This window comes from Vibrio sp. ER1A (genome assembly GCF_000733315.1).
Lineage (GTDB): Bacteria > Pseudomonadota > Gammaproteobacteria > Enterobacterales > Vibrionaceae > Vibrio > Vibrio mediterranei.
Window position 1 is genome coordinate 2,282 of record NZ_JPJA01000097.1, and the last position, 24,129, is coordinate 26,410.

22 protein-coding genes, 1 tRNA gene, 1 rRNA gene and 2 other annotated features are annotated in these 24,129 nt (G+C 45.8%); of the genes, 13 read left to right on the forward strand and 11 right to left on the reverse strand.

All coding sequences use genetic code 11. The features are described from left to right. Positions 1-312, forward strand: a sequence feature (23S ribosomal RNA rRNA prediction is too short). Positions 313-405: 93 nt separating this feature from the next. After that, positions 406-2,766, forward strand: a sequence feature (most likely nonfunctional fraction of RNA operon). Positions 2,767-2,907: 141 nt separating this feature from the next. From rrf to HW45_RS26805, 3 genes are all read left to right on the forward strand, one after another. Further along, a 5S ribosomal RNA gene (gene rrf, locus HW45_RS26795) occupies positions 2,908-3,023 on the forward strand. A 59-nt stretch (positions 3,024-3,082) separates the two neighbouring features. Further along, positions 3,083-3,173 (forward strand) — tRNA-Ser (locus tag HW45_RS26800). Positions 3,174-3,299: 126 nt separating this feature from the next. After that, on the forward strand, positions 3,300-4,292 hold the full coding sequence (locus tag HW45_RS26805; protein WP_038231085.1) for a phosphotransferase: 993 nt from the start codon (positions 3,300-3,302) through the stop codon (positions 4,290-4,292). Between the two features lie 39 nt (positions 4,293-4,331). Here the strand turns inward: HW45_RS26805 and HW45_RS26810 are convergent, their stop codons facing one another. The 4 genes from HW45_RS26810 to hemC are packed head-to-tail and all read right to left on the reverse strand — an operon-like array spanning position 4,332 to position 8,384. Beyond that, positions 4,332-5,513, reverse strand: a complete 1,182-nt coding sequence (locus HW45_RS26810; protein WP_038231087.1) for a heme biosynthesis protein HemY — start codon at positions 5,511-5,513, stop codon at positions 4,332-4,334. Then, positions 5,513-6,697, reverse strand: coding sequence for a uroporphyrinogen-III C-methyltransferase (locus HW45_RS26815; protein WP_038231089.1), 1,185 nt, complete (start codon positions 6,695-6,697; stop codon positions 5,513-5,515). The genes HW45_RS26810 and HW45_RS26815 overlap by 1 nt, the downstream gene beginning before the upstream one ends. Next, positions 6,681-7,439, reverse strand: coding sequence for a uroporphyrinogen-III synthase (locus HW45_RS26820; protein WP_038231090.1), 759 nt, complete (start codon positions 7,437-7,439; stop codon positions 6,681-6,683). The genes HW45_RS26815 and HW45_RS26820 overlap by 17 nt, the downstream gene beginning before the upstream one ends. Positions 7,440-7,445: 6 nt before the next feature. Next, positions 7,446-8,384: a hydroxymethylbilane synthase gene (hemC, locus tag HW45_RS26825; RefSeq protein WP_038231091.1), complete on the reverse strand. Its 939-nt coding sequence runs from the start codon at positions 8,382-8,384 to the stop codon at positions 7,446-7,448. Between the two features lie 346 nt (positions 8,385-8,730). Between hemC and HW45_RS26830 the strand changes: the two genes are divergently transcribed. Beyond that, positions 8,731-11,256, forward strand: coding sequence for a class I adenylate cyclase (locus tag HW45_RS26830; protein WP_038231092.1), 2,526 nt, complete (start codon positions 8,731-8,733; stop codon positions 11,254-11,256). Here HW45_RS26830 and cyaY read toward each other — a convergent pair. Then, positions 11,253-11,567 carry an iron donor protein CyaY gene (gene cyaY, locus HW45_RS26835; protein WP_006074697.1) on the reverse strand — a complete coding sequence of 105 codons (315 nt, stop codon included), beginning with the start codon at positions 11,565-11,567 and terminating at the stop codon, positions 11,253-11,255. The genes HW45_RS26830 and cyaY overlap by 4 nt on opposite strands. A 74-nt stretch (positions 11,568-11,641) precedes the next feature. Here cyaY and lptM point away from each other — a divergent pair, with 74 nt between their 5' ends. From lptM to yigB, 6 genes are all read left to right on the forward strand, one after another. Further along, a complete protein-coding gene (gene lptM, locus HW45_RS30415; protein WP_443083049.1) occupies positions 11,642-11,761 on the forward strand; it encodes an LPS translocon maturation chaperone LptM in 120 nt (39 codons plus the stop codon). Positions 11,762-11,797: 36 nt separating this feature from the next. Then, entirely contained in the window at positions 11,798-13,051 is a 1,254-nt protein-coding gene (gene lysA / locus HW45_RS26840) for a diaminopimelate decarboxylase (protein ID WP_038231093.1), read from the forward strand. A gap of 10 nt (positions 13,052-13,061) precedes the next feature. After that, on the forward strand, positions 13,062-13,892 hold the full coding sequence (gene dapF, locus HW45_RS26845; protein WP_038231094.1) for a diaminopimelate epimerase: 831 nt from the start codon (positions 13,062-13,064) through the stop codon (positions 13,890-13,892). 97 nt (positions 13,893-13,989) lie between these two features. Continuing rightward, a complete protein-coding gene (locus HW45_RS26850; RefSeq protein WP_038231095.1) occupies positions 13,990-14,706 on the forward strand; it encodes a DUF484 family protein in 717 nt (238 codons plus the stop codon). Beyond that, on the forward strand, positions 14,684-15,625 hold the full coding sequence (gene xerC, locus HW45_RS26855; RefSeq protein ID WP_006074702.1) for a tyrosine recombinase XerC: 942 nt from the start codon (positions 14,684-14,686) through the stop codon (positions 15,623-15,625). The genes HW45_RS26850 and xerC overlap by 23 nt, the downstream gene beginning before the upstream one ends. Next, entirely contained in the window at positions 15,626-16,345 is a 720-nt protein-coding gene (yigB, locus tag HW45_RS26860) for a 5-amino-6-(5-phospho-D-ribitylamino)uracil phosphatase YigB (RefSeq protein WP_038231097.1), read from the forward strand. A 6-nt stretch (positions 16,346-16,351) separates the two neighbouring features. Here the strand turns inward: yigB and HW45_RS26865 are convergent, their stop codons facing one another. Together HW45_RS26865 and HW45_RS26870 are read right to left on the reverse strand one after the other, a co-directional pair. Then, positions 16,352-16,942 (reverse strand): tRNA-uridine aminocarboxypropyltransferase, encoded by a 591-nt coding sequence (locus HW45_RS26865; protein WP_038231099.1) that lies wholly within the window; start codon positions 16,940-16,942, stop codon positions 16,352-16,354. 2 nt (positions 16,943-16,944) lie between these two features. Next, complete coding sequence (locus tag HW45_RS26870; protein WP_038231101.1) at positions 16,945-17,973, reverse strand: COG3650 family protein; 1,029 nt, start codon at positions 17,971-17,973, stop codon at positions 16,945-16,947. A 54-nt stretch (positions 17,974-18,027) separates the two neighbouring features. Here HW45_RS26870 and HW45_RS26875 point away from each other — a divergent pair, with 54 nt between their 5' ends. Then, positions 18,028-18,486, forward strand: coding sequence for an EVE domain-containing protein (locus HW45_RS26875; RefSeq protein ID WP_038231102.1), 459 nt, complete (start codon positions 18,028-18,030; stop codon positions 18,484-18,486). 80 nt (positions 18,487-18,566) lie between these two features. On the opposite strand, the gene HW45_RS26880 is transcribed toward HW45_RS26875, so the two are convergent. Together HW45_RS26880 and HW45_RS26885 are read right to left on the reverse strand one after the other, a co-directional pair. Continuing rightward, complete coding sequence (locus HW45_RS26880; protein ID WP_006074707.1) at positions 18,567-19,388, reverse strand: Cof-type HAD-IIB family hydrolase; 822 nt, start codon at positions 19,386-19,388, stop codon at positions 18,567-18,569. Positions 19,389-19,529: 141 nt separating this feature from the next. Beyond that, positions 19,530-20,522 carry an alpha/beta fold hydrolase gene (locus tag HW45_RS26885; protein WP_038231105.1) on the reverse strand — a complete coding sequence of 331 codons (993 nt, stop codon included), beginning with the start codon at positions 20,520-20,522 and terminating at the stop codon, positions 19,530-19,532. 126 nt (positions 20,523-20,648) lie between these two features. On the opposite strand from HW45_RS26885, the gene rhtB reads away from it, so the two are divergent. Then, positions 20,649-21,266, forward strand: a complete 618-nt coding sequence (rhtB, locus tag HW45_RS26890) for a homoserine/homoserine lactone efflux protein (RefSeq protein ID WP_038231107.1) — start codon at positions 20,649-20,651, stop codon at positions 21,264-21,266. 16 nt (positions 21,267-21,282) lie between these two features. Next, positions 21,283-22,509: an EAL and HDOD domain-containing protein gene (locus HW45_RS26895; RefSeq protein ID WP_038231110.1), complete on the forward strand. Its 1,227-nt coding sequence runs from the start codon at positions 21,283-21,285 to the stop codon at positions 22,507-22,509. Here HW45_RS26895 and HW45_RS26900 read toward each other — a convergent pair. Further along, complete coding sequence (locus HW45_RS26900; protein WP_038231111.1) at positions 22,506-23,516, reverse strand: 5-oxo-L-prolinase; 1,011 nt, start codon at positions 23,514-23,516, stop codon at positions 22,506-22,508. The genes HW45_RS26895 and HW45_RS26900 overlap by 4 nt on opposite strands. 66 nt (positions 23,517-23,582) lie before the next feature. Next, positions 23,583-23,903, reverse strand: coding sequence for a DUF2500 domain-containing protein (locus tag HW45_RS26905; protein ID WP_031494782.1), 321 nt, complete (start codon positions 23,901-23,903; stop codon positions 23,583-23,585). Positions 23,904-24,129: the final 226 nt, after the last annotated feature.

Below are 24,129 nucleotides of genomic sequence, written 5' to 3' on the forward strand. Positions count from 1 at the left end.
GATTCCTGAATGGGGAAACCCAACTGCATAAGCAGTTATCGCTGAGTGAATACATAGCTCAGCGAGGCGAACCGGGGGAACTGAAACATCTAAGTACCCCGAGGAAGAGAAATCAACCGAGATTCCGAAAGTAGCGGCGAGCGAAATTGGATTAGCCCTTAAGCTTTTAATGATGCAGGTGAAGAGTCTGGAAAGTCTCGCGATACAGGGTGATAGCCCCGTAACCGACACATCATAATCAGTGAAATCGAGTAGGGCGGGACACGTGATATCCTGTCTGAATATGGGGGGACCATCCTCCAAGGCTAAATACTACTGACTGACCGATAGTGAACCAGTACCGTGAGGGAAAGGCGAAAAGAACCCCTGTGAGGGGAGTGAAATAGAACCTGAAACCGTGTACGTACAAGCAGTAGGAGCACCTTCGTGGTGTGACTGCGTACCTTTTGTATAATGGGTCAGCGACTTATATTCAGTGGCAAGGTTAACCGTTTAGGGGAGCCGTAGGGAAACCGAGTCTTAACTGGGCGTTCAGTCTCTGGATATAGACCCGAAACCAGGTGATCTAGCCATGGGCAGGTTGAAGGTTGAGTAACATCAACTGGAGGACCGAACCGACTAATGTTGAAAAATTAGCGGATGACTTGTGGCTAGGGGTGAAAGGCCAATCAAACCTGGAGATAGCTGGTTCTCCCCGAAATCTATTTAGGTAGAGCCTCGGACGAATACTACTGGGGGTAGAGCACTGTTAAGGCTAGGGGGTCATCCCGACTTACCAACCCTTTGCAAACTCCGAATACCAGTAAGTACTATCCGGGAGACACACGGCGGGTGCTAACGTCCGTCGTGGAGAGGGAAACAACCCAGACCGCCAGCTAAGGTCCCAAAGTATAGCTAAGTGGGAAACGATGTGGGAAGGCTTAGACAGCTAGGATGTTGGCTTAGAAGCAGCCATCATTTAAAGAAAGCGTAATAGCTCACTAGTCGAGTCGGCCTGCGCGGAAGATGTAACGGGGCTAAGCTATACACCGAAGCTGCGGCAATGTGTTTACACATTGGGTAGGGGAGCGTTCTGTAAGCCGTTGAAGGTGAACTGTAAGGTTTGCTGGAGGTATCAGAAGTGCGAATGCTGACATGAGTAACGATAAAGGGGGTGAAAAACCTCCTCGCCGGAAGACCAAGGGTTCCTGTCCAACGTTAATCGGGGCAGGGTAAGTCGACCCCTAAGGCGAGGCCGAAAGGCGTAGTCGATGGGAAACGGGTTAATATTCCCGTACTTCTTACAATTGCGATGGGGGGACGGAGAAGGCTAGGTGGGCCTGGCGACGGTTGTCCAGGTTCAAGTGCGTAGGCTTAAGGTTTAGGTAAATCCGGACCTTTTTAAGGCTGAGACACGATGTCGAGCTACTACGGTAGTGAAGTCATTGATGCCATGCTTCCAGGAAAAGCCTCTAAGCTTCAGATTGTAAGGAATCGTACCCCAAACCGACACAGGTGGTCGGGTAGAGAATACCAAGGCGCTTGAGAGAACTCGGGTGAAGGAACTAGGCAAAATGGTACCGTAACTTCGGGAGAAGGTACGCTCTTAGTGGTGAAGTCCCTTGCGGATGGAGCTACCGAGAGTCGCAGATACCAGGTGGCTGCAACTGTTTATTAAAAACACAGCACTGTGCAAAATCGCAAGATGACGTATACGGTGTGACGCCTGCCCGGTGCCGGAAGGTTAATTGATGGGGTTAGTTTTCGGACGAAGCTCTTGATCGAAGCCCCGGTAAACGGCGGCCGTAACTATAACGGTCCTAAGGTAGCGAAATTCCTTGTCGGGTAAGTTCCGACCTGCACGAATGGCGTAATGATGGCCACGCTGTCTCCACCCGAGACTCAGTGAAATTGAAATCGCTGTGAAGATGCAGTGTACCCGCGGCTAGACGGAAAGACCCCGTGAACCTTTACTACAGCTTGGCACTGAACATTGAGCCTACATGTGTAGGATAGGTGGGAGCCTTTGAAGCAAGCACGCCAGTGTTTGTGGAGGCAATCTTGAAATACCACCCTTGTATGTTTGATGTTCTAACTTGGTTCCCTAATCGGGAATGAGGACAGTGCCTGGTGGGTAGTTTGACTGGGGCGGTCTCCTCCCAAAGAGTAACGGAGGAGCACGAAGGTGGGCTAATCACGGTTGGACATCGTGAGGTTAGTGCAATGGCATAAGCCCGCTTGACTGCGAGAATGACAATTCGAGCAGGTGCGAAAGCAGGTCATAGTGATCCGGTGGTTCTGAATGGAAGGGCCATCGCTCAACGGATAAAAGGTACTCCGGGGATAACAGGCTGATACCGCCCAAGAGTTCATATCGACGGCGGTGTTTGGCACCTCGATGTCGGCTCATCACATCCTGGGGCTGAAGTCGGTCCCAAGGGTATGGCTGTTCGCCATTTAAAGTGGTACGCGAGCTGGGTTTAGAACGTCGTGAGACAGTTCGGTCCCTATCTGCAGAGGTGGTTGGAAGATTGAAGGGGGCTGCTCCTAGTACGAGAGGACCGGGTGGGACGAACCTCTGGTGTTCGGGTTGTGTCGCCAGACGCATTGCCCGGTAGCTAAGTTCGGAATCGATAACCGCTGAAAGCATCTAAGCGGGAAGCGAGCCCTGAGATGAGTCTTCCCTGGCGCTTTAAGTGTCCTAAAGGGTTGTTCGAGACTAGAACGTTGATAGGCAGGGTGTGTAAGCGTTGAGAGGCGTTGAGCTAACCTGTACTAATTGCCCGTGAGGCTTAACCATACAACACCCAAAGGGTTTTGATGGACTCAAAGCAAGAACTTTGAATGTGTATTTAGACTCTTAAAATCAGTTTTCCAGATTTTTTGCCTTCAGTTTTTAATAAAAGCTGAAAGTAAAAGCAGAATTTGCTTGGCGACCATAGCGTTGTGGACCCACCTGATCCCATGCCGAACTCAGAAGTGAAACGCAATAGCGCCGATGGTAGTGTGGGGCTTCCCCATGTGAGAGTAGGACATCGCCAGGCTTTGAACAACATCGAACTAAAGCAAATTAAAGTAAGACTTTAGGACGATTACATATTGTGGAGAGATGGCTGAGTGGTTGAAAGCACCGGTCTTGAAAACCGGCATACGTTAATAGCGTATCTAGGGTTCAAATCCCTATCTCTCCGCCACATTAAAAAGCCCGCTGAGTAATCAGCGGGCTTTTTTACATCTTGAGAAACGCTGATCTTTCGTTTCATCATTAACTCTGTCAAAGTAAGAGTCCGTTTTATGGCAGCCAACCTAGGAAGTCTACTTTGATATTATCTGACTTTACGGTCACTCCAACCCTTCGAGAAGTTATTGGTAATGAGGCTCAGGTTTTCTCCTGTGAGCTTATTCAGACTCTATGGAGTGGCTATGGGCATTTAGTTAGGCTTGAGCTCGCACAATCCCATTTATCTAGTGTTATTGTCAAAGCGATTCAATTACCTGATGAAGTACCAGCTAGCCACCCTAGAGGGTGGAATACTCAACTTTCACATCAAAGAAAGCTCCAGTCCTATCAAGTAGAGTTTTCTTGGTATCAGGAGTTCGTATCGACAATGCCCTCAGGCTGGGCTCCACAGTGTTTCTCTGCTCATAAGTATCAATCTCACCTTGAGCTCATTCTTGAGGATCTGAAGTTATTAGAGCGCGCTAGAGTAGTGAAAACCGCAACAGAGATGGAGATAAAAAGCGTTCTAAAGTGGCTTGCTCAGTTTCATGCTTTTTGGCTTGGAGCGAATACGAATGGGCTTTGGAAACAAGGTACTTACTGGCACTTAGCGACTCGTCCTGACGAATGGCAAGCAATGCAAGATGAACGCTTTAAACAAGCTGCGAACATCATTGATGAAAAGTTAAACGAGTGTCCATACCAAACGCTGGTACATGGGGATGCAAAGTTGGCTAACTTCTGCTTCAATAAACAAGGTAGTGCTGTATCTGCGGTAGATTTTCAATACGTAGGGGGTGGTGTAGGAGTTAAAGATGTCGCTTTGTTCTTTACCACGACATTAGACTTTTCAACGGCTGACTTAAACGTAGCGAGTTACCTTGACTATTACTTCATACAGCTGCACTCAGCGATAGAACATTTTAAACCGGAAATTAATGCTAACCGTGTTTGCGAGGAGTGGCGCGCACTATTTGGATTGGCCTGGGCTGACTATCAACGTTTCTTGCTAGGCTGGAGTCCAGACCATAGTAGAATTAATGCATTTACCAGCAAGTTTACTCAACAAGCATTAGATGATTTTCAGTTATAAAAAAAGCTCCGTTAGGAGCTTTTTTAACAGTAATAGTGCCTACTTACTCTCAATAAGTGTCAACGCTTTTCTCGACACTTCACTTGCTGCTTTAGATAAATTCTGTTTTTCTAAAGTATCAGCTAGATAGGCATAGTCAGAAACATCAGGACGAAGCGATAGGGCACGCTCGAAATGACGTTGCGCCTCTGGCCACTTTTCTTCTCGGAAGTAGAATTGCGCTAGTGCACTTTGTGCTTCAGGTGTATCCGGTTGCTTTTTAACAACATCTTCAAGTAGCACAACAACAGGGTGTGTATCTGCAAGGTTTAGTTCTGGTAATACCTTATACAAGTCATCATGACCCTGTTTTTTCAACGTTTCTTTAATTACAGTAAACGCTTCTGCATCAGCCTTTCGAGCGATAAGCTGTTTACTAAAACAGCCCACTAAGTGGGTGCTTTGGCGTGTTTTACGTGGCAACTTATTCCAATGATTGATTAAACCTTCACTGCCTTGCTGACTAGCAATATCTTCTAGCAATCCACATTGAGCGCGTTCGTTCAGTTCATTTTGCTCTAGTTCATCGATGAGCTTTGCCTTATGGAGTTTAGGCAGTAAATCAATTAAGGCTTGCCACTCGCCAAGTTCTCGATAGGTTGTTTTTTGCAAGCTCAAAACAATGGAGTTGTTTGGGTGTTCTGCTTTGAGAGTTTCTAAAGTACTCGCCGCAACTTCCCATTCCTCTTCTCGAACCGCTTGTTTCGCTCTAGTTAGCTGAACGGCAAGATCGGAGTTTTCCTGTTTAGCGGCCAGCGCTAGATAATGGTCACGCTTCGCTTTGTCACCTTGCCCTAAGGCAGCTTCAGAAGCGACGAGATAACATAAAAGCGGCATATCGTGATAGTTAGCCCAACGTGTTACCTTTTTCTCTGCAAGTTTCCAATCACCTTCTAGCAGCTTAACGATACCCTCATTGGTATAGCGGCGTGAACGACGCATTTTACGAACGCTGAAGTAATTAAATGTCGTGACGCTGGTGTAAAGCACTTTCTTGATGATGTATTCGAGCAGAAACAGTCCCGCCAAAGCTGCAATAACAAACACGACTAGGGTAGTAACGCTCATCTCGATGGTTTTATTGGCAATTGAGATCAGTACATAACCTTGCTGGCCCGAAAACTGGGTACCAACAAATAGACCCGCACCAAGTACGATGAAGAGAAAGATTAATCGAATCATTATTTCTCCTCCGTGATGATGGTGGTGACTTCACGGCGCAGACGTTCATTGATGACATCGGATAATTGAGCTTGAGTTTCCAATTTGACTGGATAGTTAACTTGAATATTCTGTTGGCTCAGTTTGCCTAGCGCAGCGTTAAACTCTTTAACGCTATTGTTGTCCATATCAAAAAACGATTCTGACCATTTCTCTGCGGTTTCTAACGACATCTTATAGATCTCGCCTTGTTCTTTGTATACCGCACGAATGGCAGTTTCTATCTTAGATTTGATGTTTTCTTTGAGATAGAAGTGCTGCTCAGGTGAAAGCAGTGGGATTACATTGCCATCGCGAGTACGGAAAGTAATAAAGTTTTCTGAGAAGTCTTTTAACGACGTCATCAGGTTATTTTGCCAATCGTAGATGTCTTGTGAAACTTGGCGTTTCTCGACAGCAGGTGCATCAGGAAGGATGGCGTTGGCAAGAGGTAGCTTATCAACCTCTTGCTGTAGCGAAGTTAGTCGCAGTACGAGTCCGTCACGGTCAATAAGTGGAACAGTACGTAGCTTGGTGATGTCATTTGCCATTGACTGGCGCAGAGACACTAAGCTTGGATCGTTGAGTGCAGCGATACGCTGGTCAGCACTCTCCATCAAACGTGTCGCACTTACCACATCGTGCTCCAAGAACAGTTTGCGACCCGCGAGTTTAACCAAATAGTCGGCCTCAGCCAGAAGCCAATCATTAGGGCGACGACCTTTAACGTCGGCAACCGCAAGTTGCAGGCTTTCAATACTTTTTTGTTGCTGGCCTAACACGACTTCGGCTTTATGTGTCACTGTTTTTGCTTGTTTAAGTGTGTCCGACTGCACTTGCTGCATTTCGTTGCTTAAATTGCTTGTTGTCGCTTGTAGTTGTGACTCAAGCTTGGCGATGCGCGCTTCATAATCGCTGGCCTGCTTTTGCATTTGGTAGCTGAGACCACCACCAAAAATAACTGCTAAAACAATAGCTACCGCACCAAGCTTAACACCACGTTTGCCCTGTTTTTCTTCGAATTCCGGTGCAGTCGTTGGTGGTTTAGCTTGTTCGTGTTGAGAAGTTTCTTGTTCAGCTTTCGATGTATCAGCTTCTGGGGCTAAAGCCTTAACGTCTTGTTGTTCTTCAGACTGGATTTGCTCGTCTTTATTTTTGTTGGTCATTGTTAAGTCCTATTTCTAGACGCTGGAGAGCAGCAAATATTGTAGAGTTCGATGCACCTTGGGTATTGGTAACGTTATTAAATCCCTTTGTCATCGCTAAAGTAGCAATTCGTTCACTCGGAACCAATAGCTGTTGTTGTGTTAACCAGTTCAATTCTGGTTCTGATACTTGAGACAATAAAAACTCAAGTTGTTCACCACTGGTAACGACCAGAGTGTCGATACCCATTGAGCGCCATTGTTTTATTGCGTCTATTTTTAGTGGCAGATATCTGCGTTGGTAGGTTTCTAGGTATTGAACATCTGCACCAAGTGCACAAAGCTGATCATAAATGAGTTCTCGGCCGCCGTTGCCTCGAAGAATGATGACATGTTTTCCTGACACATTCGCCAACTCTGGTAATGCCAATAGGTGTTCACTATCACTTACCGTCGGATAGTTTACGTTTTGTTGGCTGAGTTTGCTTAATTCATGTGCGGTTTTTTGACCAACCCCTAGATAAATACAGGAGTCAGGTAACGAGAGTTGCTGATGAGTAAGAATATGATGGAAGGCATAGACGGCGTATTGGCTGACGGCAATGATGATATCCGAACGTTGCAGTTGGTCGTCATCTAAACAAAGCTGCAGATTGTCCTGAATATCAATAAGTGGTTGATGGAGGGCAATGCCCCCCATTTTTTCTATGAGATTGCAAAGTTCTGCGCCTTGATTTTCAGGGCGTGTAACCAATACTCTCATAAGTCATTACTCGTGCTCTTGATAGAGCTTTTCTAGGATTTCTTTTGCGCCATCATCGAGCAGTTGATTCGCTAATTGTACGCCTAAGGCTTCCGCATCCGCTCGTTTACCACGAATTTCACCACGAACGATTTTTGAACCATCTGGTTCACCGACAAGAGCTCGTAACCAAATCTCGTCGCCATCGATCAGTGAGTAGCTACCAATCGGCACTTGGCAGCCGCCTTCTAACGTTAAGTTCATGGCTCGCTCACACAGAACACGATCAGCCGTGTTAGCATGATTAAGAGGTTCGAGTAATTTAATCAATCGTTCATCATCAAGGCGACACTCAATGCCAACCGCACCTTGACCAACTGCAGGCAAGGATTCTTCAGGTTCGATAAAGCTGCGAATACGTGATTCAAGTTCTAGACGTTTCAGGCCTGCGGCAGCAAGGATAATTGCGTCATACTCACCGTTATCAAGTTTTCCTAAGCGAGTCCCTACATTACCTCGAAGTTCTTTAATGACTAAGTCAGGGCGTTGCTCTTTTAACTGACATTGTCTGCGAAGACTACAAGTACCTACCACAGCGCCTTGAGGCAGTTCGCTAATGTTAGTGTAAGTATTGGAAACGAAAGCGTCACGAGGGTCTTCACGTTCGCAAATGGTGACAAGGCCTAGGCCTTCTGGAAAGTCTACAGGAACGTCTTTCATTGAGTGCACAGCAAGATCGGCGCGCCCTTCAAGCATGGCGACTTCCAGCTCCTTAACAAATAAGCCTTTACCGCCCACTTTCGCCAACGGGGTATCTAAAATGATATCGCCTTTGGTGACCATAGTGACTAACTCAACTTCCAGTCCTGGGTGCGCCGCAATAAGGGCATCTTTGACATAATGAGCCTGCCACAGGGCAAGAGGACTTTTTCGGGTAGCGATTCGGATTGGCTGAGGTTGCGTCATATCGTTCTCGTAAGCATTTCTTTGTTTTTGGTCGAGGCACAATCCTAACACTGTCTCTATGAAATGCTTAGTGATTTCCCTAAGGCTCTCCTAAACGACAACTTTGCTTGTCACAAATATTGTTAATAGTGTGAGGTTAATCGCATTTGTTATTGCGACTACTGTTAGAATTGTCCGCTATGATTTGGAAGGCAAAACCAAATCCTCGATGTTGTGCTGTGAGGGGCTGTAGTGCCGAGTATTGCTTTACCGCCTATAATAAAAATGATACATTGATCACGTTTTGAACGCTTGTTTGTTTAAAACCTACGCAATATAGCAGTTAGATTAGACCTAGGAATCACCCTTGCAGGCATACACTCATACCCTTATCCAGAGACTTGATAATCTCAACCAGCAGCGAATTGAACGCGCGCTGGCGCTTATGGATATGCAAGGACAACGTGTTTTCCAACTGATTCCAGCGCTTTTCCACTTCAACCATCCTATTATTCCCGGCTTCTTTGAAACTGACAGCCCAAGTGGTCTTTACGGTTTTGAAGCAAATGACGTTCAACGTCAGTTCCTTGATGATATTGCATTAGCTTTGGGGCAACCGCTGCCAGAGCCGCGTCAACACGATATTCTAGGCCTTTACACCATGGGCAGTACTTCGTCGATCGGCCAAAGTACATCAAGTGATTTGGATATCTGGGTTTGTATCTCTCCAGATATGCCGACCGAAGCTCGTGAAAAGCTGAGCAATAAGTGCTTGTTGATCACCGATTGGGCCAAAGGCTTGGGTGTTGAAGCAAACTTCTTCCTAATGGATGAAGAGCGCTTTCGCAGCAATATTTCCGAAGAAATGACCGGTGATAACTGTGGTTCATCGCAGCACTTATTGTTGCTGGATGAATTCTACCGCTCAGCCGTGCGCTTAGGTGGTCAAAGATTGTTGTGGCAAATCGTGCCACCGGAAATGGAAGAGTGCTACGAAGATTATGTCGAGCAGCTTTGCCAAAATGGATACATCAATTGTGAGGAGTGGATTGATTTCGGTCGACTCAATCGAATTCCTGCAGAAGAGTACTTTGGCTCAAGCTTATGGCAGCTGTACAAGAGTATCGATTCGCCTTACAAATCGGTATTAAAAGCGATTCTGTTAGAGGCGTACTCGTGGGAATATCCACATACTCAGTTACTCAGTATCGATACTAAGCGACGCTTCTTTGCCGATGCGCCCGACCTTTATGGGATGGATGCGTATTACCTGATGCTTGAAAAGGTGACGCGTTATTTAGAACGTATTGGTGATACGACTCGTCTAGATTTAGTGCGTCGTTGCTTCTACCTTAAAACCCATGAGAAGCTATCTCGTGAGCCTGGTATAGGCTCAGTGCCATGGCGTCGTGAAGCGTTAAGTGAAATGACTGCTCAATGGCAGTGGTCTCAAGAAGTATTGCAGGAGCTAGACAGTCGCCGTAACTGGAAGGTAGAGCAAGTGATGGTGGTGCACAATGCATTGCTAGATGCCTTAATGCTCAGTTACCGTAATTTGATTCAGTTCGCTCGTCGTAACGACATTACCTCTGCCATCAGTCCTCAAGACATCAGTATTCTAGCGCGTAAGCTTTACGCTGCTTTTGAGGTTCTGCCTGGTAAGGTGACACTGCTCAATCCCCAGATTTCTCCTGATTTGCACGAACCAGATTTGACCTTTATCGAGGTTAAAGAGGGCAAGAGCTACAAGTCCGGCTGGTACCTTTATAAGCAGCCACTCATTCCGCATCGAATCTTAGGGCAACCTGCTCTTGAGCATAATGAATACCTGAGTAAGTTGGTGGCGTGGGCGTTTTTCAACGGCTTGATTACCGAATCGACTCACCTCAACTCTGTGGTGCGTGAAGCGCATATCGACATCGATAAGTTCTATCAGATGGTGAGTGATCTGCGTAATACTTTCTCATTACGTAAACGTCGTCCAAGTATGCAAGCGCTTGGTAGTCCTTGTGAAATCAGCCAGTTGGCGATGTTTATCAACTTTGAAAATGACCCAACCTCTGAACTGTCCGCCAAAACGTCCAAAGTCGACCTGAAAAATGTTGATATATTGAGTTTTGGACAGGAAGGAAAAAGTCTTATCGGTTCGGTAGATCTGGTTTACCGTAATTCGTGGCATGAAGTTCGTACTCTTCATTTTGAAGGGGAAACGGCGATGCTTGACGCATTAAAAACAGTGTTAGGTAAGATGCACCAAGATGCGTTACCACCTGAGTCTGTTGATGTGTTCTGCTACAGCAAAAACTTGCGTGGTGTCCTACGTAATACCGTCTATCAACTACTTGCAGAGTGTATTGAGCTACGCTTAAAACCTGTTGATCAAGAGAAACGTCGTCGTTTTAAAGCGATTAAAGTGGCGAACCAAATGTATGGCTTGTTCTTTGAGCGTCGCGGCGTGTCAGTACAAAAACTGGAAAACTCAGTAGATTTCTATCGTAGTATCTCGACCAATAAATTGCAGGGCTCACCACTTCTTATGCTGGATCGTGAAGAAGAGTTCCAACTACCCGATGTAGTGGATGGCTTTGCGAGTGAGGGCTTGATTCAGTTCTTCTTTGAAGATACCGATAATGGTTTCAACATCTACGTGCTTGACGAATCTAACCAAGTAGAAGTGTATCATCAGATGCGTGGTAGCAAAGATGAGATGATTGCGAGTGTAAACAGCTTCTACACGTCGAACGTTGATAGTGAAATGTCATCGAAGTTAATTAACTTCAACTTACCGCAGTATTACCAACTGATTCATCCTGAAGAGGGAGAACCTTATATCATTCCTTATCGTAATGATGGCTCTCCAAACTCTAAAACGTCTAAAGCGGTGAACGCTTAAACCCAATCAATGTCTTCGCCGGCGTGTTTCACACACTCGGCTTTGACCATGTCCATAAGTTCAACATTGGTTTTTGAACAGGTCCAAGCGCCATCAATCAGTTTGAAATGAAATCCACCGGATTTAGACGCGAGCCAAATCTCGTGCATCGGCTCTTGGCGGTTAATGATGATCTGGCTACGGTCTTCAAATTCCAAAGTCATGACATTGCCAGACACTTCATAATCGATATCTGCACCTGAATCATCAATCGCTTCTTCGATGTTTTGCATCTGCTCATCGACTAATTGGTGAAATTCCGTGTCGTTCATTTTGTAATCCTATTGCTTTTCTAATTCGTGGTGCGATTATAGGGGGCATTGATTCAATAATCACGATATGCAAAATGAAAAAGACGATTACCGCATTTTTTATGCTCATCGTAGTGACATTAGCGGGATGTGGCCAAACTGGACCACTTTATCTTCCTGCTGATGACGCACCAGCAAATGAGCAAGCTCAATAATCACCGCCATCGATACAGTGTAAAGGGATACAGGATTTGGATTATTTCAACTATCAGGACGATGGCCAGCTTTGGGCCGAGGAAACGTCACTTACGCAACTTGCCGAGCAATACGGCACTCCGCTATACGTCTATTCACGAGCGACGCTAGAACGTCACTGGAATGCGTTTGATAAATCGGTGGGCGACCACCCACATCTCGTGTGCTATGCGGTAAAAGCGAACTCCAATATAGGTGTGTTAAATACGCTAGCACGTCTTGGTTCTGGCTTTGATATCGTTTCTGGTGGTGAGCTAGAACGCGTCGTGGCAGCAGGTGGTGAGCCAAGCAAAGTAGTATTCTCTGGTGTGGGCAAAACGGCACAAGAGATGCGCCGCGCTCTAGAGCTAGGTATTAAGTGTTTTAATGTTGAATCTGAACCTGAATTGGAACGACTTAATCAAGTCGCCGGTGAAATGGGTGTAGTTGCGCCGATTTCATTGCGAATTAACCCGGATGTAGATGCTAACACGCACCCTTATATCTCGACCGGTCTGCGTGACAATAAGTTTGGTATCGCATTTGATCGCGCTCCAGCAGTGTACAAGTTTGCTCAAAGCCTGCCAAACCTTGCAGTCCATGGTATCGATTGTCATATCGGTTCACAGCTTACTGATATTGAACCGTTTATTGATGCGACAGATCGTCTGCTTGCTCTTATTGACCAGTTGCGTGCTGATGGTGTCAATATTAAGCACCTTGATGTTGGTGGTGGCCTAGGTGTGGTTTATCGTGATGAATTACCGCCACAGCCTTCAGATTATGCGAAAGCGCTATTAGCTCGATTAGAGAATCACCCAGAGCTTGAGCTTATCTTCGAACCAGGTCGCGCTATTGCGGCGAATGCTGGTGTGCTGTTGACCAAAGTTGAGTTCCTAAAACATACCGAACATAAGAACTTTGCGATTGTTGATGCGGCGATGAATGACTTGATGCGACCTGCATTGTATCAAGCGTGGCAAGACATTATTCCGGTTTCACCACGAGAGGGTGAAGCGATAACGTACGACCTCGTTGGCCCTATTTGCGAAACGGGTGACTTTATCGGTAAAGATCGTTCTTTGGTCTTAGAGCAAAACGACTTACTCGCCGTTCGCTCAGCAGGTGCTTATGGCTTCGTTATGTCTTCGAACTACAACACGCGTCCACGTGTTGCAGAAATCATTGTCGATGGAGATAAGGCGTATGTCGTGCGTCAGCGCGAATCTCTGCAAAGTCTTTGGGAATTAGAAAGCATCTTACCGGAGTAATAGAACCACTATGCATTTCCACTTTTCTAAAATGCACGGTTTGGGTAACGACTTTATGGTTGTTGATTGTATTACCCAGAACGTATTTTTCTCACCCGATCTCATTCGTCGCTTGGCGGATAGGCATACTGGTGTGGGTTTCGATCAGCTTTTGATTGTTGAAGCGCCGTATGATCCAGAAACTGACTTCCACTATCGCATTTTTAATGCCGATGGCAGTGAAGTTGAGCAGTGTGGAAATGGTGCGCGTTGCTTTGCGCGTTTCGTGCAGATGAAGGGTTTGACCAATAAGTACAGCGTGAGTGTTAGCACCAAGAAAGGCAAAATGGTCTTGAAGTTGGAAGAGAACGACTTAGTGACTGTGAACATGGGACAACCTGAGTTTGAGCCAAACAAGATTCCTTTCAAAGCGAAGCAAAAAGAGAAAACCTATATCTTACGTGCTGGGGAGCATACGCTGTTCTGTGGTGCGGTGAGTATGGGTAATCCACATGTCGTAACGGTGGTCGATAGCACTGAAGAAGCTGACGTTGATAGACTCGGTCCATTGCTTGAGTCGCATGAACGTTTCCCTGAACGCGTTAACGCAGGATTCATGCAGGTGCTGAGCCGCCATGAAGTGAACCTTCGTGTGTACGAGCGTGGGGCGGGAGAAACTCAGGCTTGCGGTAGTGGCGCTTGTGGTGCCGTCGCAATTGGTATTGTCCAAGGGTTATTGGATGAGAATGTCACAGTGCACTTGCCGGGTGGCGACTTAAAGATTAGCTGGAAAGGCGAAGGCCACCCGTTAACTATGACGGGGCCTGCAACTCACGTGTTTGATGGGCAGATTTCTTGCTAGTCAATGCACCTTGAGGTCACTTGGGTATATACTAATGGCGGGTCCTAGAAATAGGCCCGCCATTTTTATCTACTGACAGGGAATAAAGGGAAACATTTTGTCTGAGTTTGAAGCGAACCACCTTACAGCAGAAGTGGTAGCACAATATCTTTCTGATCATCCAGATTTTTTTAAGGGTAGAGAGTCGCTAGTTGAATCCCTTTCCCTACCGCACCAACAGCAAGGTGCTGTTTCTCTCGTAGGTATCCAATTACAACGACAGCGCGAACGTATTGAAGCGCTGGAAGAAGAAATTACTGCCTTGATGTCTCTGGCCGCTCGCAATGACAAAACCTTTTATGAGTTTATGTCACTGCAAGAGAATCTACTCAAATGCCGAGATCTGCAAAGTGTTGTAAATGCGATTAAGCAAACGGCTCAAGGGCTTAACCTTAATGGGTACTTGAAGCTAATTGATGAACAAAGTGCCGACCCGCTTTCTATGGAAAGTTGGCAGCGTTTTACTACCAATCATCTCAATGGAAAAGACGCTTATCTAGGTCGTCTTCGTCAAGCCGATAGAACCATGCTGTTTACTGAGGAGCAGCAGATTGCCAACGGAAAAGTTCCTGAACTCGGTTCGTATGTAGTATTGCCATTAAAGCGTCAATTCGCCCAAGGTTTATTGATTTTTTCCAGCGAGGATGGCGGTCATTTTCAGCCGGAGATGGATACCTTATTTTTAAGACACTTAGCGCTGGTGGTCTCCTATCTTTGTGAAAGTTTAGAGTGGCAGGCGCAAGAGGAAGACGATGTCAGACCAAGTACTGCCTAGCGGGTTGCAAAAGCCGCTAGAGCGTTTCTACGAGTACCTTCGTAGTGAGAAAGGGTTAAGTCTCCACACGCAACGTAACTACCGTCAACAGTTAGAAACCATGGGCATGCACTTGCATGAAATGGGTATTGGTGCGTGGACGCAAGTCGATGCAGGCTGGGTAAGGCAGCTTGCGGGTAAAGGCATGCGTGAGGGTATGAAAGCTAGCAGCATCGCCACGAGGCTTTCATCGCTGCGAAGCTTCTTTGATTTTCTGATTTTACGTGGCGAGCTCACAGCAAACCCAGCGAAGGGTGTCAGTGCACCGCGTAAGCAACGTCCATTGCCGAAAAACCTCGATGTTGATGAAGTGAACCAACTGCTTGAGGTTGATGAAGATGATCCACTGGCGGTACGTGATCGCGCCATGATGGAAATGATGTACGGTGCTGGACTGCGTTTGGCAGAAATGGTCAGCATTGACGTTAAACATCTGAACTTATCCAGCGGCGAGCTTCGCGTTATTGGTAAGGGTAACAAAGAACGTAAGGTGCCATTTTCAGGCTACGCCACTGAGTGGGCGAAGAAATGGCTCAAAGTTCGTGGAGAACTAGCAAAACCGGGTGAGGTAGCGTTATTTGTGTCTAAGCTTGGTACCCGGATCTCTCATCGTAGTGTGCAAAAGCGTATGGCGGAATGGGGGCAGAAGCAGTCTCTTGCTAGCCATGTTAGTCCACATAAACTGCGTCACTCATTTGCTACGCACATGCTCGAGTCGAGTAATAACCTGAGAGCAGTGCAAGAGCTGCTTGGCCACGAAAATATCTCGACCACTCAGATTTATACTCACCTCGACTTTCAACATTTGGCTCAAGCTTATGATCAGGCACACCCTCGTGCCCATAAGAATGGTACGCCCAAAAAGAAAGAGGACGAGTAAATGCGCTTTTATCGTAGCTTTACCCCTATTCAGGCCATGACCTTCGATCTTGATGATACGCTTTACGATAATTTCCCGGTGATAATCCGCGTAGAACAGCAAGCGGCACAATGGTTATATCAACAGCACCCAATTAGTCAGCGTTGGGATAAAAAGCAGTGGCATGAGTTTAAGATGGCATTGGTTAAAGCGGATCCTGCGTTAAAACACGACGTGACCCAATGGCGATATCAGCAGATTAAACAGGGTTTGGAGCATTTGGGTTACGATGATCTAAAAGCAACCAAGGCTGCACAAACGCTGATAGAAAAGGTATTGATTTGGCGTAGCGATTTCGATGTTCCACATGAAACACATGACGTGCTGTCGGCGTTGAGTAAACAGATCCCACTAGTAGCTATCACCAATGGTAATGTAGACGTGGAGAAGATAGGGCTCAGTCGGTACTTCGATCTGATCCTTAAAGCGGGTCCCGATGGACGAGCTAAGCCTTACCCCGATATGTTTGATAAAGCGGCACAACACCTAGCCATGCCACGTCGTCATATCCTGCATGTTGGAGATCATGTGATCACTGATGTTGCTGGAGCGATACGTAATGGCTTCAGTGCTTGCTGGTTTAACGACAAAGCAAAATCGCCAAGGCAGACGGTGCGTCTCAAGCAACTGCCAGATATTGAAATTAATCATATCCAACAGTTACTTGAGCTTAAGTTATAACGTGCTTTATTGAGAACAACTAGGCAGAGCGTGCCCACTACGCTCTGCTTGAAACCACTGCAAATACTGTTCAAAGAACGTCAGCATTGCGTTGGCTTCATCACTGCTTTCTAGCTCTCTGACCATTTGTGCACACACTTCAAACGTGCACAGATTACCCGCTTCCTGATTACGTCTTAGTTGATATTGAGAGCTTTGCGTCGCTTCAAGATGAACTTTAGGTAAGTTTTGTAGCCACTGGCTGCGATTCAACATTTTCTTCGCTTCTTGCCACGTACCGTCCAGTACGATGAAATTACTTGCTGAGGGATGCTGTGTTTGCCACTGTGTTAGTGGCATGCTGTCTTGATCAGGAAACACCAAGACTGGCGTTAATACACTGCTTTCAGGCAGGCAGTATGGGTCAGGCTGCTTACGTTGCCATTCGCGGATATTGACCTGTTTGATTACCCGCGCAACAAGTTTGCCGGTATTAGTTTCTCGCTGAAACTCATTAGGATGAGTTAGTAGGGTAAAACAAAGATCTGAAGCGATCGTCGGGATCGCTTCACAGTAGCAATTGTGGATAAAACCACAAGTTGTGCACACTTGCGTCATGGTTAATTACTCTTGAACAACACCAAGCCGCCATTAGCGATCGGATAGAGTACATCACCAACTTTTTCTTGAGTTGCTGTTAACTGGTTATCTGACAGGGTGAAAATTCGCTGTGACACAAGGTACTGCTGTTGGTGGCGAGTCATGATGACTTGAACCTGTTGGTTGTTGAGTTGCTGCCAAAATCCACGCTCTTCCGTTGCGGGTGAGTTGTCTGGGTATTCATAGCGGGTAATGGCTGTATGATCAGGAAGCAGCGTCATAGAGACTGTAAAACCGGCGGTCTCTGTGGATTGCGCAAGATACTCGCCCGTCCATTTGAGGGTGTTGTCACTGTTCGATAAGGTGCCACAGCCTTGTCTTGCCTGTTCACCCATGGTGAGCGCCGCACTCCATCCATAGATGGTGTCACTCATGGTATCGCTACACGGCTTACTGCTCATTTGCAGATTAGCATTATCAAATTCATAACGACGTGTGGTTTGAGTAATGGCGGTGTCTTTCAGCTTTAGGGTTTGCTTATTTTCACCTAATAAGGTGAAGCTGGCTTGCTGCGCATTATCAAACTTTAGTGACCAAAATGGTTCGTTCCCTAACACTTGCGTGGAACGAAGTGGCTGCTTGCAGCGTTTTGGGTTTTCTGCGGTGATCATATTGACTTGTTTCACGACAAAACGACCTGTGTAATCAGAATCAAAACCACGATGACTCGGCGGTTCTAAATAACCGATGACTTCAGCATAAACTGGTTGGTAGGGCCTTTGTGTGAGTTTTTCTGCTTGTTCTCGCACTTCTTTCGGTAATTGAAGCCAATATTGATGTTGGCTACCACACGGCTGAATAGTGCGAGTCTCGTGACCAATAACCGCTTGGCCACGCATCACATAGGTTTGCGGTGTGATAGTTTCTGGACGAGACAGTTCAGCTTGAGGAACCTGACTGTCCTTGTTTGAATCAGTAGTGTTGAAAGAAGAACACGCTTGAAGCAATATGAGTGGAGCAAATGCGAGCGGTAAACGCGACATTTTCATTAATCTCTTCCTTAGTCAGTCAAAATTACAAGAAAAACAGATACAAGGACCATTATGGCATATTGGTTATTTAAAACAGAGCCAGACGAATTTTCGATTGATACATTACGTGTCAAAGGTACAGCCTGTTGGGAGGGCGTTCGCAACTATCAAGCTCGAAACATGATTCGTGATGAGATGAAGGTGGGTGATTCGGTATTGATCTACCACTCTTCATGTAAGCAAATTGGTGTAGCTGGTTTAGCGACGATCACCAAAGAGGCTTATGTCGATCATTTTCAGTTTGATATTGAAAGCGATTATTACGATGCGAAGTCTGATCCCGAAAATCCTCGCTGGCTAATGGTAGACATTGAATTTGGCGAAAAGTTTAAGCGCGTGTTGCCGTTGAGCGTACTGAAAACTATGCCGGAGTTAATGGAGATGCCTTTGGTGAAAAGAGGCAACCGACTTTCTGTGATGCCCGTTACTGAATCTGAATGGCAAGCCATCTTAAGCCGAGTCGCCAGATAACAAAACTCCCATTCTCGATAGCTAGGATATGCGCTACATATGGATGAGAATGGGAGTATTTGACGGTTGGAATCGTCGCGTTAGATAAGGTTTTGTTTTAAAAACTCAGCGACGGCATCATCGGCATTACTACCAATGACTTCATTGTTAGGTAGAGCACGTTTCACTTTGTCGTGCGCATTTTCCATAATGTAACCATGGCCTGCCATTGTTAGCATTTCCACATCGTTCATCCCATCACCAAAAGCGATGCAGTTTTCTAAGCCAAAGCCAAGTTTTTCTGCCACGGCTTGCAAAGCGTCACCTTTCGACACCTCTTTTGCCATGACTTCTAAACACCAAGGAGTGGAAAACGCGATGTTTAGGGAATCACCAAACTTGGCGCGTAAAGCATCTTCAAATTCCACTAAATGTTCATGGTCTTGCTTTGGATGAGTAATGAAGATTTTTGCAATACCAGAAGTTGGTGCTTGAGTCGCATCGAACAAGTGGTAAGTAAATCCAGTTTCTGTATGGAATTTACGTAAGTACTCATCTTCTTGATTGAGTAGCCACTTTTCATCCTGATACATATGAACAAATAGTTCGCTGTCTGTGCTTAGCACGTCAACAATCGGTTGTACCAGCTCCTCTGGCACGTTTTGGCTATACAGCAATTGATCATTTTGGTCGTGAACACGCGCACCATTTGATGTGATCATGTAAGCAGGAATACCCACTGATTCACGAATCCCAGCCACGTCCACATGGTGACGACCAGTGGCAAAAATAAACGTATATCCCTTCGCGTGAAGTTCCTTAAGTGTTTGTTTGGAGTTATCACTAAGCTGGTGGTTTGTTGCCAGTAGTGTACCGTCTAAATCAGAAGCAACAATTTTGATGGAATCGCGGTTAAGGGTCATAGTTCTCTCTTTGTCATTGGAGGATAGGGTGAATTCGCAGCATTGTGGAATGGCTCTATTGTAGGGGATATTAAACCAGAAAAAGAGGGTAAATGGGTTACAGAAATATTTCCTCATTTACCCAAACTGTTACCAATTGCGTTATCGCTTCTCGGCGCTAAAGAAATGGCGAATTGCATCCATTGCTTGATTGCGATATTCATCTTTTTCAAACAGTACTTCGTGTTTAGCCCCTTGAACCGTGATCATTTGAGCTTGGTGATTGGTACGTGAAAGCTTATTGATGAACTTACTTTGGTCCTGATTGCTAACAATTTGATCCGCGCCTGCTTGTACGAGGAGAAGCGGTATTTTTACTTGTCGAGTTTGTTGAATGCACTGCTTTGCAGCCATTAAACCCTGCCAAACCCAGCGAGTGCTTGGTCCACCAATCTTCAGTTCTGGCATTTTCTCGTACAGGTCTCGGAACCAGTGATAGCGTACTTCACTTTGTGAAAGAGGGTTGATATCGAAGGGTTTAGCGACATAACCTTGATACCCTGGTGCAAACGTTGGTTTCGGGTATATAGCCGTCATAATCTGCGCGACTATGGTCGCTATGGGCTTGAGGTACCATGGCACACTCACGCCATACATAGGAGCGCTAAGCGCTATTTTATCGAATGAATGATGAGGGCGAGTTTGAATAAAACGTGTGGCGATGTTTCCGCCCATTGAGTGGGCAAGTAGGTGACGTTGCTGATAGCGCTCAAGTTCGAACGTATCCAGTATCATCTGCATATCGTCAAGATAGTCTTCAAACTCATGGACATGGCCCATTTCAGGATTTGGTGCTAGGTGAGTAGAGAGTCCTTGTCCACGATGATCAAAGGAATAGATGTCGTAGCCTTGCTGAAAGAAGTCATAGAACAGCTCCTGGTATTTCCAAGCCGATTCAATGCGGCCATTCACAACAACGAGTGCTTTTTGATGCTCCGGGCGAGTTAGCTTACACCAAAAGAGCTTGGTGCCGTCTTTTGCTTTTAGCGTACCTTCCTGTCGGTTCTCCCATAATTGAGCAATTTGTGAGTTTATAGCTTGCTCAAATTGTGGCTCTTGAGTATAAGTGACATCGGTAGCGTTTAATTTGCTCATAAATTAGCCTATCTGGTGCATTATGTGTAATATGCTGTTTTTTCGATATTTTTGAATCGAATAGAATGCTTTTTGCCCACTATCCTCATTACTAGGATACGAATAAATCAGTGGTAAGGAAATACAATGGATTATCATGTTTGGTTAGCGTACGTCTTAACGGCGATTGTTTTTAGTTTAGCGCCGGGCTCTGGTACGGTGAACTCGATTAGCAATGGTATCAGTTATGGGACGCGTAAGTCGTTAGCCGCGATTGCTGGACTGCAGATAGGCTTGGCGATACATATCGTGCTCGTTGGCGCGGGCATTGGAGCACTAGTGGCTCAATCGGCGATTGCCTTTAGCGTGATTAAATGGATTGGCGTGGTCTACTTGATTTGGTTGGGCATTCAAAAATGGCGTGATACGTCGTCGGTTAGCGCAATGGCAGAGCAGGATAATCGCAGTGCATGGAATTTGATGCGCAGTGCGGTTTTTATCAACCTGACTAATCCCAAATCTATTGTGTTTTTGGTGGCGTTATTTCCTCAGTTTATTGATCCGAATGGCGATCAAGTAACACAGCTAGCTATTCTGGGTGTGACCACGGTGGCGATTGATGCAATGGTCATGCTTGGCTATACCTCCCTAGCGTCACAAATGGGACGTTTTATTCGTTCTGACCGTATCATGGCGAAGATAAACAAGGTGTTTGGTTCGATGTTTGTCGGTTGTGGTGCGCTGCTGGCCGCCGCAAAATCATAGCCTGATTGGCTTAGATATGTACGCTACTTACGTTGCTCGCCAACCCATTTTTAATGCTCGTCGTCATACACTAGGCTACGAGCTTCTTTTTCGAGACGGCGAAAAAAACGCGTTTCCTGCACACGTTGAAGCGAATAGGGCGACCTATCGACTGATAGCAGAGAACTATCTTTCATTAGGGACCAACCCTAGCATCACTGCGTCGCGATGTTTTATTAACTTTCCACACCAGAGCCTTATACGTCGCTTGCCGTTAATTTTGCCCAAGCAGAACGTGGTGATAGAGATCCTAGAGACTTGCCAGCCTAACGACGAGCTCTATCAGGTTGTCAAAGAACTGCATCAATTGGGCTATATGATAGCGCTTGATGATTTTGTCTACAGGGAAGCTTGGGAGCGATTCCTGCCATTTGTGCAGATTGTAAAGCTAGACATTATGGCGATGGGTGTAGAGAAAGCGTGCGCTTTTGTTACTCAACAAAAGGCGAAAGGAAGCCCTCGTCACTACCTTGCAGAACGTGTTGAGACTGAAGAAGAGTTCCTACTGACTAAACAAGCGGGCTTTAAGTTTTTCCAAGGTTTCTTTTTTAGTAAGCCTATTATGGAGAAACAAGTTTACATCAGCTCCGAGCAGCTGGTGGCCATGGAGCTTTTCCAGCAAGTGTGTGTACCTGAAGTCGACTTTGATAAGGTTGAGCAAATTGTTTCCAAAGACGTGACGCTCTCTTATAAGCTGCTGCAATTTGTGAATACGCTCAGTCCTCGCTTAGATTCTGAAATTTCCTCTTTTCGCCAAGCACTGATTTATCTCGGTCAAGAGAAGCTTAAATTGTTTGTCTCTCTTACGGTTGCATCCTTTATTTCTAGTAATAAGCCGAAGGCACTGTATGAGCTTTCATTGCAACGAGCTCAATTCTGCCGTTTGATGACCAAACACCCTCAATTCAAACAGCACCGGGATCAAGCCTTTATGATTGGTTTGTTTTCTATCTTAGATGCTTTGATGGACCTCTCCTTAGATAAGCTGCTGCATCAGCTTCCTCTCTCTAATGAGATCAAAGGTGCACTTCTGGAGCGTGAAGGTCCGTATGGCTGTTTATTGTCTCTAGGAGAGTGCTTTGAAATGGCAGACTGGCAAGGTGTGGAGCGTCATCGAGCGCATTTAGGTTTGTCGCAAAATGAGGTGTTCTCAGCGCTGGCAGATGCGCAGCGCTGGAGTCAAAAAATGCAATCGCTTAGCTAGCGAGTCTTGGGAAGTACGTCCAACATATTTTGGTAGGCCATTTTGTCTGCGATGTTCTTAGGCAGCGCTGACAAAATGGGATGCCAAGTGCTTAGTGCGGTTTGCTGATAACCAAATGCTCCAACTACGTCGCTGCCAACCATAAATCGATCTGGGTAAGCCTCTATCAGTGCTAGCCAGCGTCGATCCAATTTGCCCTCTGGCATCATGACGTCGATCAGAGTCCACGACGCCAAAATATAGAGATTGTCATGCTCGCTGAGTAAATCTGAGACGGTTTCATAGAGAAACTTCATTTTAATAGTGCGAGTAAGAGTGGACGTGGTACCTGCGTGAGCCCATAGAAAGCGGGTGTCTGGATTGGTGCTCAATGCTTGCTCGAGCTCTTGTAAATAAAGTGGATTATCTTCTCTTTGCGACGTGATATTGGTGTGCAACAGCACGGGCAAGTCGTATTGTGCGGCGAGCTGATACACTTTTTGCAACGCAGGGTGATTAGCGCGCGGTTTTTCGTCGGCAGTCAAAGCTGTTAAATGATCATGTCTAGTAATCACTTCGCCAATACCTTGCCAGAAACCAGGTCGATACTTGAGTTCCTTTTCGATAAGCTCTGCGGCATTGAGATCGGTGGTATTAAAGCCGCTCAGGAAAGGGTGTAATCTGGCTTGGCTTGCCGCGGGTAACGCTTCAACTTCGCGGGCAATCAATTCGTCTGTGTGCGAATAATAGTAGACAGGGGAATCATCGCCATAGACAAAACGCGGTGGTTTAGGAGCAGAGGCATCCCACTTCTTAATAACAGGTAGCCCCATAACATAGGCGTGATCGATATTTAGCTTATCCATGTTATCTATCAGAGCTTGAGCGCCTTCTGAACGCTGAAAGTAGTCAACAAGATGGACTTCAGCGTCGTTAACTCTTCCTTGATAGGCTGCGCTGCAACCAGCCGACAAAATGGTGATAAGCGCAACAGATAAATGCTGACCTAGCTTTACTCGCAGATCCATGAGTCACTTCCATGTTTAGTTAGATAATTAAAGCTAGCATGAGTCTTACTAGTAAAGCTAAATAAATTAGCGAGTTAGTGAGAAGTGTAGGAATTTGTCCCCTTGATAGGTTAACTCTCCTTTATCACCTGGGTTGAGGTGGTGATAGTAATGAACACCAATTTGAAATTCGCGTTTAGGACCAAATGTTCCTTTCTGGATGTAAATCCAATATTCATCTTCTTGGGTAGGATCGTCGGTAACGACGACTTGTTTATCTAAGATAGTGACTGCCGCTTTTCTCTCTGGAGCATTAACACCCACAGTGTGCTTTTTTTGTACATAAACAAAAAGATAGCCAGCAAGGATGATCAAAACGATGAGAATGATAACCAGTGATATAGGCATGTAAACCTCGTATGTCTAAGTGGCCTGGAACTAAGATCGCACATATTCAGAAGAAAATAATCTGCAACTCCCGACCATCGAGTCAATTTTAGGGTCATATCACACAAAAAATCGCATTTTTAGGCTTAAATCTTTACTTGAATTTACCTAACAATTGTCGAATTCTTAATACAGATAGTTAACAATGGAGTGAATGAAATCTTTGGATAGTAGCCAGCGCACCTAT

Coding starts and splice junctions, on each gene's coding strand:
- HW45_RS26810 (WP_038231087.1), bottom strand. CDS start 5,513: ATGATTCGATTAATCTTTCTCTTCATCGTACTTGGTGCGGGTCTATTT.
- HW45_RS26815 (WP_038231089.1), bottom strand. CDS start 6,697: ATGACCAACAAAAATAAAGACGAGCAAATCCAGTCTGAAGAACAACAA.
- HW45_RS26820 (WP_038231090.1), bottom strand. CDS start 7,439: ATGAGAGTATTGGTTACACGCCCTGAAAATCAAGGCGCAGAACTTTGC.
- hemC (WP_038231091.1), bottom strand. CDS start 8,384: ATGACGCAACCTCAGCCAATCCGAATCGCTACCCGAAAAAGTCCTCTT.
- cyaY (WP_006074697.1), bottom strand. CDS start 11,567: ATGAACGACACGGAATTTCACCAATTAGTCGATGAGCAGATGCAAAAC.
- lptM (WP_443083049.1), top strand. CDS start 11,642: ATGAAAAAGACGATTACCGCATTTTTTATGCTCATCGTAGTGACATTA.
- dapF (WP_038231094.1), top strand. CDS start 13,062: ATGCATTTCCACTTTTCTAAAATGCACGGTTTGGGTAACGACTTTATG.
- xerC (WP_006074702.1), top strand. CDS start 14,684: ATGTCAGACCAAGTACTGCCTAGCGGGTTGCAAAAGCCGCTAGAGCGT.
- yigB (WP_038231097.1), top strand. CDS start 15,626: ATGCGCTTTTATCGTAGCTTTACCCCTATTCAGGCCATGACCTTCGAT.
- HW45_RS26865 (WP_038231099.1), bottom strand. CDS start 16,942: ATGACGCAAGTGTGCACAACTTGTGGTTTTATCCACAATTGCTACTGT.
- HW45_RS26870 (WP_038231101.1), bottom strand. CDS start 17,973: ATGAAAATGTCGCGTTTACCGCTCGCATTTGCTCCACTCATATTGCTT.
- HW45_RS26875 (WP_038231102.1), top strand. CDS start 18,028: ATGGCATATTGGTTATTTAAAACAGAGCCAGACGAATTTTCGATTGAT.
- HW45_RS26880 (WP_006074707.1), bottom strand. CDS start 19,388: ATGACCCTTAACCGCGATTCCATCAAAATTGTTGCTTCTGATTTAGAC.
- HW45_RS26885 (WP_038231105.1), bottom strand. CDS start 20,522: ATGAGCAAATTAAACGCTACCGATGTCACTTATACTCAAGAGCCACAA.
- rhtB (WP_038231107.1), top strand. CDS start 20,649: ATGGATTATCATGTTTGGTTAGCGTACGTCTTAACGGCGATTGTTTTT.
- HW45_RS26895 (WP_038231110.1), top strand. CDS start 21,283: ATGTACGCTACTTACGTTGCTCGCCAACCCATTTTTAATGCTCGTCGT.
- HW45_RS26900 (WP_038231111.1), bottom strand. CDS start 23,516: ATGGATCTGCGAGTAAAGCTAGGTCAGCATTTATCTGTTGCGCTTATC.
- HW45_RS26905 (WP_031494782.1), bottom strand. CDS start 23,903: ATGCCTATATCACTGGTTATCATTCTCATCGTTTTGATCATCCTTGCT.